This is a genomic window from Flavobacterium ajazii (genome assembly GCF_010614725.1).
GTDB lineage: Bacteria > Bacteroidota > Bacteroidia > Flavobacteriales > Flavobacteriaceae > Flavobacterium > Flavobacterium ajazii.
In genome coordinates this window covers 203996-217329 of the sequence record NZ_JAAEHL010000006.1, presented here as the reverse complement: position 1 = coordinate 217329, position 13334 = coordinate 203996, and the positions used below count along the sequence as shown (strand labels likewise).

At 32.0% G+C, this 13334-nt stretch carries 11 protein-coding genes; 5 read left to right on the top strand and 6 right to left on the bottom strand.

Features of this window, described 5'->3' with window-relative positions:
• Positions 1-66 precede the first annotated feature (66 nt).
• Entirely contained in the window at positions 67-2346 is a 2280-nt protein-coding gene (locus tag GWR14_RS12810) for a helix-turn-helix domain-containing protein (protein WP_163409417.1), read from the top strand.
• Positions 2347-2464: 118 nt separating this feature from the next.
• On the opposite strand, the gene GWR14_RS12805 is transcribed toward GWR14_RS12810, so the two are convergent.
• The gene (locus GWR14_RS12805) at positions 2465-3427 is read right to left on the bottom strand and encodes an HU domain-containing protein (protein ID WP_163409416.1); all 963 of its coding nucleotides are present in this window, start codon (positions 3425-3427) and stop codon (positions 2465-2467) included.
• 242 nt (positions 3428-3669) lie between these two features.
• On the opposite strand from GWR14_RS12805, the gene dprA reads away from it, so the two are divergent.
• A complete protein-coding gene (gene dprA / locus GWR14_RS12800) occupies positions 3670-4770 on the top strand; it encodes a DNA-processing protein DprA (RefSeq protein ID WP_163409415.1) in 1101 nt (366 codons plus the stop codon).
• Between the two features lie 462 nt (positions 4771-5232).
• On the opposite strand, the gene trpS is transcribed toward dprA, so the two are convergent.
• The gene (gene trpS, locus GWR14_RS12795) at positions 5233-6207 is read right to left on the bottom strand and encodes a tryptophan--tRNA ligase (protein ID WP_163409414.1); all 975 of its coding nucleotides are present in this window, start codon (positions 6205-6207) and stop codon (positions 5233-5235) included.
• Between the two features lie 201 nt (positions 6208-6408).
• Here trpS and GWR14_RS12790 point away from each other — a divergent pair, with 201 nt between their 5' ends.
• A complete protein-coding gene (locus tag GWR14_RS12790; RefSeq protein ID WP_163409413.1) occupies positions 6409-7164 on the top strand; it encodes a lysophospholipid acyltransferase family protein in 756 nt (251 codons plus the stop codon).
• 542 nt (positions 7165-7706) lie between these two features.
• Here GWR14_RS12790 and recA read toward each other — a convergent pair.
• The 4 genes from recA to GWR14_RS12770 form a co-directional block, all read right to left on the bottom strand.
• Positions 7707-8714: a recombinase RecA gene (recA, locus tag GWR14_RS12785; RefSeq protein ID WP_163409412.1), complete on the bottom strand. Its 1008-nt coding sequence runs from the start codon at positions 8712-8714 to the stop codon at positions 7707-7709.
• Positions 8715-8868: 154 nt separating this feature from the next.
• Positions 8869-9381, bottom strand: coding sequence for an acyl-CoA thioesterase (locus tag GWR14_RS12780; RefSeq protein ID WP_163409411.1), 513 nt, complete (start codon positions 9379-9381; stop codon positions 8869-8871).
• Between the two features lie 33 nt (positions 9382-9414).
• The gene (locus tag GWR14_RS12775) at positions 9415-9798 is read right to left on the bottom strand and encodes a DoxX family protein (protein WP_163409410.1); all 384 of its coding nucleotides are present in this window, start codon (positions 9796-9798) and stop codon (positions 9415-9417) included.
• Positions 9799-9805: 7 nt separating this feature from the next.
• Positions 9806-10954: a DNA polymerase III subunit gene (locus tag GWR14_RS12770; protein ID WP_163409409.1), complete on the bottom strand. Its 1149-nt coding sequence runs from the start codon at positions 10952-10954 to the stop codon at positions 9806-9808.
• Positions 10955-11403: 449 nt separating this feature from the next.
• On the opposite strand from GWR14_RS12770, the gene GWR14_RS12765 reads away from it, so the two are divergent.
• Together GWR14_RS12765 and GWR14_RS12760 are read left to right on the top strand one after the other, a co-directional pair.
• Positions 11404-11856 carry a hypothetical protein gene (locus GWR14_RS12765; protein ID WP_163409408.1) on the top strand — a complete coding sequence of 151 codons (453 nt, stop codon included), beginning with the start codon at positions 11404-11406 and terminating at the stop codon, positions 11854-11856.
• A 185-nt stretch (positions 11857-12041) separates the two neighbouring features.
• A complete protein-coding gene (locus tag GWR14_RS12760; RefSeq protein ID WP_163409407.1) occupies positions 12042-13334 on the top strand; it encodes a hypothetical protein in 1293 nt (430 codons plus the stop codon).

The following is a 13334-nucleotide window of genomic DNA, read 5'->3' as shown; positions in this document are numbered from 1 at the left end:
CTAAACAGATTTAGGTTTTTTTATTTTATAAAAATGCGATACTTTTAGTTTTTCAATATCTGCCCAATGCAAAACGTTTCAGAAGCAGCTGCTTATACCTTACAATTTATCAATCAAACGCAAAAATCTATATTTCTGACGGGCAAAGCCGGTACTGGAAAAACGACTCTTTTGCGTGAAATCATTGCGACAACACATAAAAATACGGTTGTTGTTGCTCCAACAGGTATTGCTGCGCTTAACGCAGGTGGTGTTACGATTCATTCCATGTTTCAATTGCCTTTTTCTGCTTTTATTCCGTCTTATGGGGAAAGTTCAAAGTTTACAGAAACCGTTAAATTTGAAAATAAAGAATCTTTGCGTCGTCATTTTAAAATGAATAATGTGAAGCGTAATGTTATTCGTAATATGGAATTGCTGATAATTGATGAAGTAAGTATGCTGCGTGCAGATCTGCTTGATGCTATTGACTTTATGATGCAGACAGTTCGAAAGAATACAAAGGCTTTTGGCGGGGTTCAGGTACTTTTTATTGGTGATTTATTGCAATTGCCACCTGTAATCAGAGATGAAGAATGGCGTACGCTGCGTAATTTTTATAAGGGAAAATTCTTTTTTCATTCGCATGTTATTCAGCATAATCCGCCTCTTTATATTGAATTGTCTAAAATTTACCGTCAGAGTGATGATGTTTTTATTTCAGTTTTAAATAATCTTCGGAATAATACGATTTCACCTGAGGATATTCAGGTTTTAAATCAATATGTAAAACCTGATTTTGATTTAAAACTTAATCCGGGATATATTACTCTTACTACCCATAATGCAAAAGCTGATTCAATCAATGAACAGGCAATCAATGATTTATTAGGAAATGTGTATAATTATCAGCCTTTTATTGTTGGGGATTTTCCTGAAAAAATATTTCCGGTGGAAGAAAATCTGAAGTTGAAAGTTGGAGCTCAGGTTATGTTTGTCAAAAATGATCTTTCTTTTGACAAAAGATATTTTAACGGAAAAATGGGTGTAATAAAATCACTATCAGCCGAAGAAATTTTTGTTCATTTTCCGGAAGAAAACAAAACCATTGAAGTAGAGAAGTACGAATGGAAAAATATTAGGTATAAAATAAATGAACTCACAAAAGAAATTGAAGAAGAGGTTTTAGGTACGTTTGCACATTATCCGCTTAAATTGGCGTGGGCAATTACAGTTCACAAAAGTCAGGGATTAACTTTTGAGAAAGCTGCGCTTGATGTATCGCAAGTTTTTCTTCCTGGGCAGGCCTATGTGGCACTTTCTCGTTTAACGTCTTTAAAAGGGCTTATTTTGCTTTCTCCGATACGTATGAATGGTATTTCTAATGACCAGGATGTAATGGATTATGCTTTAAATAAGGCTACTGAAGACGATTTAAAAAATTCGCTTCATTTTGAAACCAAAAATTTTATTCATAACTATTTGATAAACAGTTTTAACTGGACAGATTTGGCACAGGAATGGCGCAATCACCGATTTAGTTATAATGAAAATGCGTCTGGATCAGAAAAAGGAAAACACTCGGTTTGGGCTCATAAGAGTCTAAATTCTATTGAAGGGCTGGCAAATCATTCGCAAAAATTTATTGTTCAGCTTAATAAAATATTTAGTACCGAAACAGTCGATTTGTTATTTGTAAAAGAAAGGGTAGAGGCTGCTTACGAATATTTTTTCAAGCCAATGGATAAACTTGTTACAGATCTTTTACATAAAATGGCTGAAATTCAGAAATTTAAAAAAGTAAAAGAATTTTATGAAGAATTAGCTTTTTTGGACGATTTGCAGACCAAAGCTGTTTTACGACTCATGAAAGCAAGATTATTGATTGAAATAATGGTTTCCCGTGAAACAGTATGCAAAGAGAAACTGACTTCACCTGCTATTAAAAATTATAAAGCTGAGAAAGTTTCAAAAATCAGAGAAGAATTTAAAACGACAAATGCAGACATGTTTCAGGTCGATGAACCCATGACAAGGTATTCATCAAAAAAAGTCGCTAAAAACGATGAAAAAGGCCCAAAAAAGACGACTGTTGAGGAAACGCACGATTTGTGGTTAGAAAAGAATTCAGTTGAAGATATAGCACGTATCCGAAAGCTTACAGTTCAAACTATAGAAACTCATTTAGTAAAGTTAATTCAGGCAAAAAAAATCGAAATTTCAGATGTTTTGCCTTATGATAAAATTCTTGCTTTGCGCGAAGCTTTTCAATTCTATCAGGAAGAATCTTTAGGACCTTTAAAAGAAAAATATGGAGATGAATTTACATGGGATGAACTTAAAATGTACAAAGCCAGTATAAATTAACTTTTAGAACGAAATAGAGGCAAAAACATTATGTAAAATAGACTTTAGAAAGCAATTTTTTAAATAAGTGAAACAAAAAATCCTATTCGTTTTTATAATGAATAGGATTTTTCAAATTTTATAGATTTTCGATTAAAATCCAGGCGTCAGGATTTTCAGCTTTTCGAATCTCTTTTTGTGCTTTTTCAGCTTCAGACATGGTAGAATAGCTTCCATACAAAACGGGAAATAAGCCATGTTTGTTTTCGCCCAGCATTCTGGCTTCATATCCTTCTTTGATCAATTCATTGTAAGCTTTTCTTGCATTTGCTTCGCTTCTGAAAGCGCCTGCAATAATGTGATAAGGCATAGTTTTTTCAACTGTTTCTGTTTTTGAAGTATCAACCGAAAGTGTTACCGCCGGCATTGGATTCTGAATCAAAAAAGTAGCTTCCTGAATTTTATTCTGTACCTTTTTCTGTACAGAACTTTCAACAACTAAGGTTTCTGCAGCAATTTGCTTTTGATATAAAGGATATCCAATACTTCCGGTTATTCCAAGGGCTAACACAAAAATAGCGGCATATTTCAGATAAGAATTTGAAGATTTTCTCTCCTCATTTTCATGGAATTGAGCAGGTAGTTTCTTTTCGATCCTTTCAATTTCTTTTTCAAAAATCTCTCTCTTTACAATTGGTGAAACGAAAGGACTTAAACCAAAAGATGCTGATAAATAATTATTTTGCTGATTTGGACTGAAAACCAATTTATTATCACTATTTAAACGGATTTCACCAATATTCTTCAAATATAAAATTCCATTTTCTTCTAATTCTTTTTGCCAGTTCAAAACTTCAAAAGTAATGGAACTTACAGCAAAACCATAAGATGTTTTTTCTGCATTTGCAATATGATTCGCCAGCAAACCATCATTGTTTTTGATTTGACTGTTAAAAGAGATCAATTTTTTAGGAGGAAAAAACGAATTTGTGCTTTCATTTAACTGTGCCGACTGAACTTCGGTTAAAAAGGCACCAAATCCTGGGACCGTTACACACTGATAACGATATAATAACTGTGAGATGTAAGTTTCGATTTTCATAATAACAAAGTTATACATCCAATATAGTTATCAAAAATTTATTCACAATTTTTATTAACAATTCAAAATATTTTATATATAATTGATATTTAGTAATTTAAATATTTTAATATTATATCAAGAATATATTTAATGGCTGAAAATTTTATTTTTTGAAAGAATTTACTTCTATTTGCATCTTTGTTTTTTATATGAACAAGTCCTGTTTATTAAAAGTACCTTCCTCTGAAAAATTATAAGCCATGACACAACAAGATTTATTTTATTTATTAGCCTTGCTTAGAGTTGAAGGTGTTGGAGATATAATGGCCAAAAAACTATTAGCAAATTTTGGAAATGCTGAAAATATCTTCAAGGCAAAAAATAGTCAAATTGCTGCTGTAGATGGTGTTGGGGCAGTATTATTGAAAAATATAAAGGATAAAACTGTTTTTGAGAAGGCAAGTCAGGAACTGAAATTTATTGATCAAAACAATATCAAAACATCTTTTTTTCAGGAAGAACATTATCCTGATCGATTAAAACATTGCATTGATTCCCCGGTTTTAATTTTTTCTGCCGGGAATATAAATTTAAATAACAATAAAATAATCAGTATTGTAGGTACGAGACAAATAACATCTTACGGAATTGAATTCTGCAGAGATTTGATAGAAGATCTGGCTCCTTTAAACCCTGTAATTGTTAGTGGTTTTGCGTATGGAGTTGACATTGTGGCCCATCAGTTGGCTATAGAAAACAAACTCCAGACGATTGGAGTTCTGGCTCATGGTTTAAATCAGATTTACCCAAAAGCGCATAAGAAGTATATGGCTAAAATGGAGGAAAATGGAGGTTTTATAACCGAGTTTTGGAGTTCAACGAATCCAGATAAGGAAAATTTTGTGCGAAGAAACAGAATCGTAGCCGGAATGTCTGAAGCAACAATTGTAATCGAATCCGCAGATAGGGGAGGTTCGCTAATAACAGCGAATATGGCAAACGAATATAACCGGGATGTTTTTGCCGTTCCTGGCCGTGTAACAGACAAATACAGTCAGGGTTGTAATCAACTTATAAAGACGCAAAAGGCCAATATAATAACTAGTGCCGCTGATTTGGTTTATATGCTCAATTGGGATATAAAAAGCGAGATTAAACCGATTCAAAAACAATTGTTTATAGATTTAGAACTGGATGAACAAAAGATTTATGATTTTCTACTAAAAAACGGTAAAGAACTGCTTGATATTATTGCTCTTCAATGTGAGTTACCCATTTTTAAAATCTCAGGAATCTTATTGAATATGGAATTGAAAGGAGTTGTGAGACCTTTGCCAGGGAAATTGTTTGAGGCAATTTAATTTACTTATTTGTAAGTTTTAATTATATTGAAAAAGAATATAAATAAAGAGAGTAAACATAATGTGTTACCAACTGAATAATAACCAATTATGGATGAAATAATTGATATTATAATAACACCAAAATGAAAAATTGATAAATATAAATTTGTCTTTCTTCGAATTATAAATATTACAAAATAACCTATTACGAAAAGTTTTAAACTTATAGGCAAGAGGATTGCATTGTAAAATACCTGATTAGAAAAATCATATGCCCATCCAACAGTTTTATTTATTCCAAATGATTGCTCATTTCCAAATAAATAATTCAATATAAAGCATAATCCGAAAAGTGGTATTAAGAGGAATGAAAGGTATTTTGTAAATATTTTGCTAAACATTTTGTTTTATAAGTGATTCAGTAAAATTAGATTTTATATAAAAACCCGACAAGTTTTAAATCTGTCGGGTTTGTAATATTTACTTTCCAAATCCCAGAACTTCTCTAACTTTTGCCAAAACGCCATTGGCAACAACTGAAGCTTTTTCAGCGCCTTTTTTCAATAGGGAATCAACTTCGTCAAGGTTATTAATGTAGTAGTTGTATTTTTCTCTTTCGGTTTTGAATTTCTCTGTAATCAGCTCAAACAAAGCTTGTTTGGCATGGCCGTAACCGTAATTTCCACCTAAATAATTGGCTCTCATTTGAACAATCTGAGTCTCATCTGCTAAAAGAGAATAGATAGCAAAAGCGTTGCAGGTATCCGGATTTTTTGGTGCTTCAAGTGAAGTACTGTCAGTTTCAATGCTCATAACTTGTTTTCGTAAAGCTTTGTCATCCAGAAAAATATTGATGATATTGTTTGCAGATTTACTCATTTTACCACCATTTGTTCCCGGAATAAGCATAATGTTTTCCTGAATTTTGGCTTCCGGAAGCACAAAGGTTTCACCCATTTGGTGATTGAATCTTGAAGCGACATCACGAGTGATTTCCAGATGTTGTAATTGATCTTTTCCAACAGGAACAAATTCAGCATCATACAACAAAATATCGGCTGCCATAAGCATCGGATACGTAAAAAGTCCCGCATTAACGTCATCTAAACGATCAGCTTTGTCTTTGAATGAATGTGCTAAAGCTAATCTTGAATAAGGAAAAAAACAACTTAAATACCATGTTAATTCAGCAGTTTGAGTCACATCAGATTGTCTGTAGAAAGTTACTTGATCAGGATTTAAACCACACGCAAGCCAAGCCGCTGCAGTGCTGTAAGTGTTCTCTCTTAATGTTTTGCCGTCTTTAATTTGTGTAATCGAGTGTAAATCAGCAATAAACAAAAAAGATTCGTTTGCCGGATTATTCGATAATTCGATTGCCGGAATAATTGCTCCCAACAAATTGCCTAAGTGAGGTGTTCCGGTACTTTGAACTCCGGTAAGTATTTTTGCCATTTTGGTTCTTATTTCTAACTGCAAAGTTCGCAAACTTTTTTGCAAAGCATGCAAGGTTTATTTTTTTCTTCTGCAAAAATTAGAAAGTTTTCTAAAAGTTTTTTCAGATTTCAGTTTTTTATTTTCATAAAAGGCTAAATATTCTGAAAATCTTGTTGTCCAAAAATTTATAATCACAACTGTTTTCTTACATTTGAAGCTATGAAAGTATTAAAAATTATTTTTTGGATATTGTGGCGCATTTGGTTTTACATCCTAATGGCTATTCCAATATTGATTATGCTGCCATTTTTACTGGCTTCAATCATAACCGAAAGCGGTTATCCATATTTCTTCAAAATGGCTCGAATTTGGGCTAAATTCATCCTTTTTGGAATGGGTTTTTATTATAAAATTGAGCGTCTGCAAACACTCGAAAAGGGAAAAAGTTACATGATTGTAGCCAATCATACTTCAATGACAGATATTATGTTAATGCTTGCCATTATAAAAAATCCGTTTGTTTTTGTTGGAAAAAAAGAGCTTGTAAAGATTCCGTTATTTGGATTTTTCTATAAAAGAACCTGTATTTTAGTGGATAGAAATTCTTCAAAAAGCAAAAATGAAGTATTTAAGAGAGCTCAAAGCAGGCTTAATAAAGGTCTGAGTATTTGTATTTTTCCTGAAGGAGGAGTACCCGATGATGAATCTATTTTGCTGGATGAGTTTAAAGACGGTGCTTTTAGATTGGCAATTGATCATCAAATTCCGATTGTACCCATTGTTTTTGCGGATAATAAAAAGCGTTTTTCATATACTTTTTTAAGTGGAAGTCCCGGTAAGATGAGAGGGAAAATTTTAGCTTTTATCGAAACAAAAGGACTTACATCTGAAAACAGGAAAGATCTTCGTGATCAAACCAGACAATTGATTTATAAAGGATTACTTGAATTTAAAAAAGATAAGAAGGATTCTTAAGTCTATAATAAATAATAAACCCGGTAAATTTAAAACTTACCGGGTTTAATTTTGAATTAAAAACCCCTTTTTATTCAAAATTTTATCTATGAATTATCTTTTCTGAAATAAATCTTAGTAATTTTTTAAATTTTAATTTGGTTTTTCTTCGGTTTATGTTCAACAGAATTTCTTTTTTTTCTTTCATGATTAAAAAATATTAACGGTTGATAATAGTTAGTCTGATTAAAACTCAAATTGTCATGATAATATTATGGGTATCATAAAATAAAAAGGTTGTATAAAAAACTAAAAAATTCTTAAAAAAATTAATAAAAACCCGTTAGTATCAAATTAAAAACTAACGGATTTTTATTGAATAACCAACCAAATTTATTCTAAAAAGTCTTCGAAAGTACGTATGACAGATACATTTCGAAGTTTACGTTATCTATTAGATGTAAAGATTTCTAAAAGGTTGCGTCTTTATTTAAAAAAAATAAAAAACCCAACAGATTTTTAAAACTGTTGGGTTGTAAAATATTAATTTAGAATATCTTAAGTTAAGAGTTTGCTAACTCTTTCATATAATCTTTAATTTTTATTTCTAATTCATCAGCTAATTCTGGATTATCTTTAATCAAAGTTTTAACTGCATCACGTCCTTGTCCTAGTTTGGTTTCTCCATAGCTAAACCATGATCCTGCTTTTTTAACAATTTCAAATTCAACAGCAAGATCTAGAATTTCTCCGGTTTTAGAAACGCCTTCTCCGTACATGATGTCAAATTCGGCAGTTTTAAATGGCGGAGCAACTTTGTTTTTTACGATTTTAACTTTAGTTCTGTTTCCTATAACATTTTCACCATCTTTAATTTGTGATGAACGGCGAATATCTAAACGTACAGAAGCATAGAATTTTAATGCATTACCTCCTGTTGTAGTTTCAGGATTTCCAAACATTACACCTATTTTTTCTCTCAATTGGTTGATAAAGAAAACAGTACAGTTTGTTTTACTGATAGTTCCGGTAAGTTTTCTCAAAGCCTGAGACATCAATCGTGCATGAAGTCCCATTTTTGAATCTCCCATTTCTCCTTCGATCTCACTTTTTGGAGTTAATGCTGCTACAGAGTCAATTACAACAATGTCTATAGCCCCGGAACGTATAAGGTTTTCTGCAATTTCCAAAGCTTGTTCCCCATTATCTGGTTGTGAAATGATTAGGTTTTCGATATCAACACCTAATTTTTCAGCATAATTTCGATCAAAAGCATGTTCGGCATCAATAAAAGCGGCAATTCCGCCTGCTTTTTGTGCCTCAGCAATTGCATGTAAGGTTAATGTGGTCTTACCAGAAGATTCCGGACCGTATATTTCAATAATTCTTCCTTTTGGATAACCATTTACTCCAAGAGCTAAGTCAACACCAAGTGAACCTGAAGAAATCGTTTCAACTTCTACAATGGCTTTGTCGCCCATTTTCATTACGGTTCCTTTTCCGTAGGTTTTATCAAGTTTATCAAGCGTAAGTTGTAACGCTTTTAATTTAGCATCTTTGTCTGAACTCATTTTCTTTTATCTAAATTGTTATAATTTTTTCTTTTTTATGGTAAATCAGTTTGTTAGCAACCACTGATTTAGTTTTTTTAGGCTTATAATTTTGTAAAAATACTTCTTTTTTTTGATGTGACAACGAAAGAGAGAGTATAAAAAAGTAAGATTTTTAAGATATAAATAAAGCCTTTAATTCTGAAGCTTCTTCGGGTTTTATTTTTCCAGCCAATAATAAACTCAATTGTTTTCGACGTAAAGCAGCTTCAAAACGAAGTATTTCAAGTTCGGATTCAGGTACAATTGGAGGTACCTCTACGGGTCTTCCGGTATCATCAACTGCAACAAAAGTATAAATGGCTTCGTTTGCTTTTGTCCTGTTTCCGGATTCACGGTCCTCAACCCAGACATCAATAAAAACTTCCATAGAGCTTTTAAATGATCTTGAAACTTTTGCTTCGACTGTTACAACACTTCCCAGTGAAATAGCTCTGTTAAAAGCGACATGATTTACTGAAGCCGTAACTACAATCCGACGTGAATGTCTTCGGGCTGAAATACTCGCAGCACGATCCATTCTGGCTAATAATTCACCACCAAAAAGGTTATTTAAAGGATTTGTTTCGCTCGGTAAAACTAAATCGGTTAAAATAGTTAAGGATTCTGAAGGATGTTTTGGATTCATTTTCGTTTTGGTAAAATTTAAAATAACGACTGATTAATTCAGCCAATAAACAGCCATGACAGCTGGGATAAAATAAATAACAATGGTTCTCGCACCATCATAATCTTTAGCTAATCTTTGGCCGAAAAGCATCATTAACAAACAGATACAAGAAAATACAGCGCCGTAAAAACCATATTCACGACCACTTTTTGTAAATAACTGGATTGCCCCAACTGAACATAAAATGCCAGAAATTAACTCTAAAATTAAGAGATGGAGTAAAGCAAGAGGTACCTGGTTTTTTAGAACTGTTTTAGAAAAATGTTCTTTAAGCCAGGAAATATTTTCTTTCCAGTAAAAAATTTTTTCGTAGCCAGATTGTAAAAATGTAAGGGCCAAAAAAATCAAAAGCAGAATAGAGGCGGAATTATTCATTTTAAAACTATTTTTTATGAATTAAACGAGTCAGTTTTATGGATAAATCGGTTAAGATTATTTTTGCATTTCCATTTCTTTCAATGTGATACATAGCATCAGAGAGTTCTTTAAAAATCTCATGAATATTATTTCCGTTGACAAAAGGAGCAAAATTTTCAAGTTTAAATTTGTCAACCCTTGGTTCAATGTAAACTAAATCAGGTGTCTGATAATTTAATAGAAGCGCCTGTCTAAACATTTCGATGCAAAACTGAATAAATTTTTTCTGGCTTTCGCGGCCTAGAGCTGCAATTTCTTCACTCCATGAAATTAAATCCTGAATGGCAGCTGCATTTCCTTTTGCACGGAAAGCCGCACGTACCCAATTAACAAACCATTGCTCGAAAGGATATTCAGTATCATCCTCTTTTAACAAGTGCAGTGCCTTATTGAAATTACCCTGAGCCTGATGCGCAATTTTTTTGGCGTAGTTTGGATCTGCATTTTCTCTTGAAACAAGAGCCTCAGCCATTACTTTTTCAGGAATTCCATTAAAATGAATTACCTGACAACGAGATCGTATGGTTTGAATAATATCTTCTTCATTTTCAGAAATCAGAATAAAAATGGTTTTATCTGAAGGTTCTTCGAGTAGTTTCAGTAATTTGTTTGATGCCGCAATATTCATCTTGTCGGCCATCCATATAATCATGATCTTATAACCGCCTTCATAAGATTTTAACGAAAGTGATTTTAAAACCTCCTGGGCATCTTCAACCCGAATTTCGCCCTGTTTGTTTTGAACACCCAAAATTTTATACCAGTCAAATAAACCTCCATAAGGCATTTCCTGAATAAAAGTTCGCCAGTCCTGAATAAAGTCTAAACTTTTTGGTTTTGTTTTTACATCTTCTGTTGTAACGGTTGGATAAATAAAATGCAAATCCGGATGGGAGATGTTTAGGAATTTTAAATTACAGGAATCGTTTCCATTTTCGTTTTCATTGCCTGTATTGTTGCATAAAATAAATTGAGCATAAGCAATAGCGGTAGATAATGTACCACTTCCTTCAGGCCCGATGAATAGCTGTGCATGAGGAATTCTTCCTGAAGAAGCACTTTTTATCAGGTGATTTTTGATATGATCCTGTCCTAAAATTTGAGAAAATTGCATGAAGCAAAGATATAAGAAAATGAGTGAGTCGGAAATATTATAAATTAAACTTTAAAATATTCATTTTTTATTTTTAAATGGATAGTTGGTTTTGGATAATTGTTAATTTTTATTTTGTCAGGTTTTGTTAATATTGAGAATTTTGAAACGAGATATTAAGATTTTTTTGTTAATAGTTTTTTGCTTAACAGGATAAAAGTAGGTTTTTTTTGTGTAATATATTCGTTGAAAATAATTATTTTTGAGGGCAATTCAATATAAAAATCTTACATAATTAAATTTTGATAAAAATATAACTAGTAATTGTTAACAGCTTATTTTACAGGGATAAAAGAAATTCTTTAAGTTTTTTTTAAGTCTTTTTTTTAAAAAAAAAAATATTAAAGTTGCAGATTAAGTTAATTTACATATTTTTGTTTTCATCAACAACAAACTTTTAATAAGAATATATGAAAGGGAAAATTATTTTTTTAAGTGCATTTTTTTTATTGACTACGGGAGCTATTTCAGCACAAGCTAAAAACGCTCCAAAAAGTATCATTAGTACAACAGCTCTTATTCGTAAATACCATGATCAAAAAGAATTAAGTGGTATGCAAAAAGGAGAATTACTGGAGTTGTATATCGAACGTATCAAAGTATTGGTAAAAACACTTCCTTACATTGCTTTGGTTACAAAACCAGGAGTTACTATGGCAGACTTAGGTATCCCGGACGATAACGAACATAAAAAATCCTTAGAAAATCAAGCATTAGGAACTACAACTTTCTTGGATACTACTGTAGATTTTCAAAGAAAAATGATGCCTTATTCAGATAAAGCAAATTTAATTGCAGCAATTTTATTTTACGAAGGAACATTGAAATCTTTGCATGAATTCAACGAATTGAATGAAATGTAATTTTAAAATAAACTTTTAAACCTTTTTTAAAATGTTTGCCTACCCATGAATTAAATTTCATTTAACATTTTAAAAAAGGTCTTAAAGCTCGTTTTCGTAGTATTCTAAATTTTTGGAAAACTCGGGATGAGTTTTTTACGCATACGCATACCCAAATTTATTATTAACCCTAATACCCCCTTATCATGAAAAAATTTACTCAAATTATCTGTGTTTTTTTGACAGTTGCCAGTATGAGTGCTCAACAAGAAAAAGGAATTATGGGCTACACCAACTGGTTGAATAACTGGACCGAATTTAAGCCTAATAAAGTTGAATATGGTGAAGCTAACCAAATTTTGGCTGGAAATATCTCAACAAACACGAAACTACTTAAGAGAAATATTTATGTTCTGCAGGGAAATGTTTATTTAACCAATAATGCGGTTTTAACAATTGAACCGGGAACTTTAATTATTGGTGATTTTGAAACAAAAGGAACGTTGGTAGTCACAAAAGGTGCATCAATTATTGCAGACGGTTTAGAAACAGATCCAATCGTTTTTACTTCTAACAGAAGTCAGAAAAAAGCAGGAGATTGGGGAGGAATCGTAATTCTTGGTGATGCTCCAATTAATAAATTTGGAAATGTTGGTTCTTATAACTTAGATCTTGATCCTACACTTACTACTTATGGTGGTGATAATGCAGCAGGTAATTCAGGTATCTTAAGATTTGTTAGAATTGAATTTGCAGGAAAAAAAGTAAAAGGTTCAGGAACTTTTAATGGATTAACTTTAGCAGCAGTTGGTAATAAAACTATTGTAGAAAATGTTATGGTAAGCTATTCTGGTGGTGACGCATTTGCATTTTTTGGAGGTGATGTGAATGCTACTAAATTAGTTTCTTATAAATCAATTAATGATGATTTTAAGTTTACTCAGGGAGTACAATGTCGTCTTCATAATTCACTAGCAGTAAGATCTTCCTATTTATCAAGTAATAAAGACGGATCTCGTTGTATGGAAGTTGCTTCTTACGAGAAAAAAAGCGAAACTGATTTTACTAAAAAACAAACTTTGGTTGTAGCATCGAATATTACTATGCTTAATGATAGCGAAAATATTAATGCAGATATTCAGTCAGGTTTGGTAAAAGAAGCTGTTTACATTGCTGAAAACGCTTCACTTCAAATGAAACGTAGTGTAATTTCTGGATTTAACCCAGCTGTATTATTAGACAGTAAAACAGAAATTAACGATGCGAATCTTAAGAAAATTAAATTTGAGGAAATGTACTTCAACCTATGTAAAGGAAACATCTTTACCGAGTTCAATTCAAATAATGAAGATTTAGAGAGCTGGTATGGTAATAGTGTATTCTTTAACGTGTACTCTCAAAGTGATAACAAAGAAACATTTATAGATATTTTTAATCCAAAGAAACCAGATTTCAGACTTCAATTAGGAAAAATTACTGCTTCAAGCGGTAACAGATAA

Excerpts from the sequence above, each read along its gene's own strand:
- GWR14_RS12810 (WP_163409417.1), top strand. The coding sequence starts at position 67 with ATGCAAAACGTTTCAGAAGCAGCTGCTTATACCTTACAATTTATCAAT.
- GWR14_RS12805 (WP_163409416.1), bottom strand. The coding sequence starts at position 3,427 with ATGAAAATCGAAACTTACATCTCACAGTTATTATATCGTTATCAGTGT.
- dprA (WP_163409415.1), top strand. The coding sequence starts at position 3,670 with ATGACACAACAAGATTTATTTTATTTATTAGCCTTGCTTAGAGTTGAA.
- trpS (WP_163409414.1), bottom strand. The coding sequence starts at position 6,207 with ATGGCAAAAATACTTACCGGAGTTCAAAGTACCGGAACACCTCACTTA.
- GWR14_RS12790 (WP_163409413.1), top strand. The coding sequence starts at position 6,409 with ATGAAAGTATTAAAAATTATTTTTTGGATATTGTGGCGCATTTGGTTT.
- recA (WP_163409412.1), bottom strand. The coding sequence starts at position 8,714 with ATGAGTTCAGACAAAGATGCTAAATTAAAAGCGTTACAACTTACGCTT.
- GWR14_RS12780 (WP_163409411.1), bottom strand. The coding sequence starts at position 9,381 with ATGAATCCAAAACATCCTTCAGAATCCTTAACTATTTTAACCGATTTA.
- GWR14_RS12775 (WP_163409410.1), bottom strand. The coding sequence starts at position 9,798 with ATGAATAATTCCGCCTCTATTCTGCTTTTGATTTTTTTGGCCCTTACA.
- GWR14_RS12770 (WP_163409409.1), bottom strand. The coding sequence starts at position 10,954 with ATGCAATTTTCTCAAATTTTAGGACAGGATCATATCAAAAATCACCTG.
- GWR14_RS12765 (WP_163409408.1), top strand. The coding sequence starts at position 11,404 with ATGAAAGGGAAAATTATTTTTTTAAGTGCATTTTTTTTATTGACTACG.
- GWR14_RS12760 (WP_163409407.1), top strand. The coding sequence starts at position 12,042 with ATGAAAAAATTTACTCAAATTATCTGTGTTTTTTTGACAGTTGCCAGT.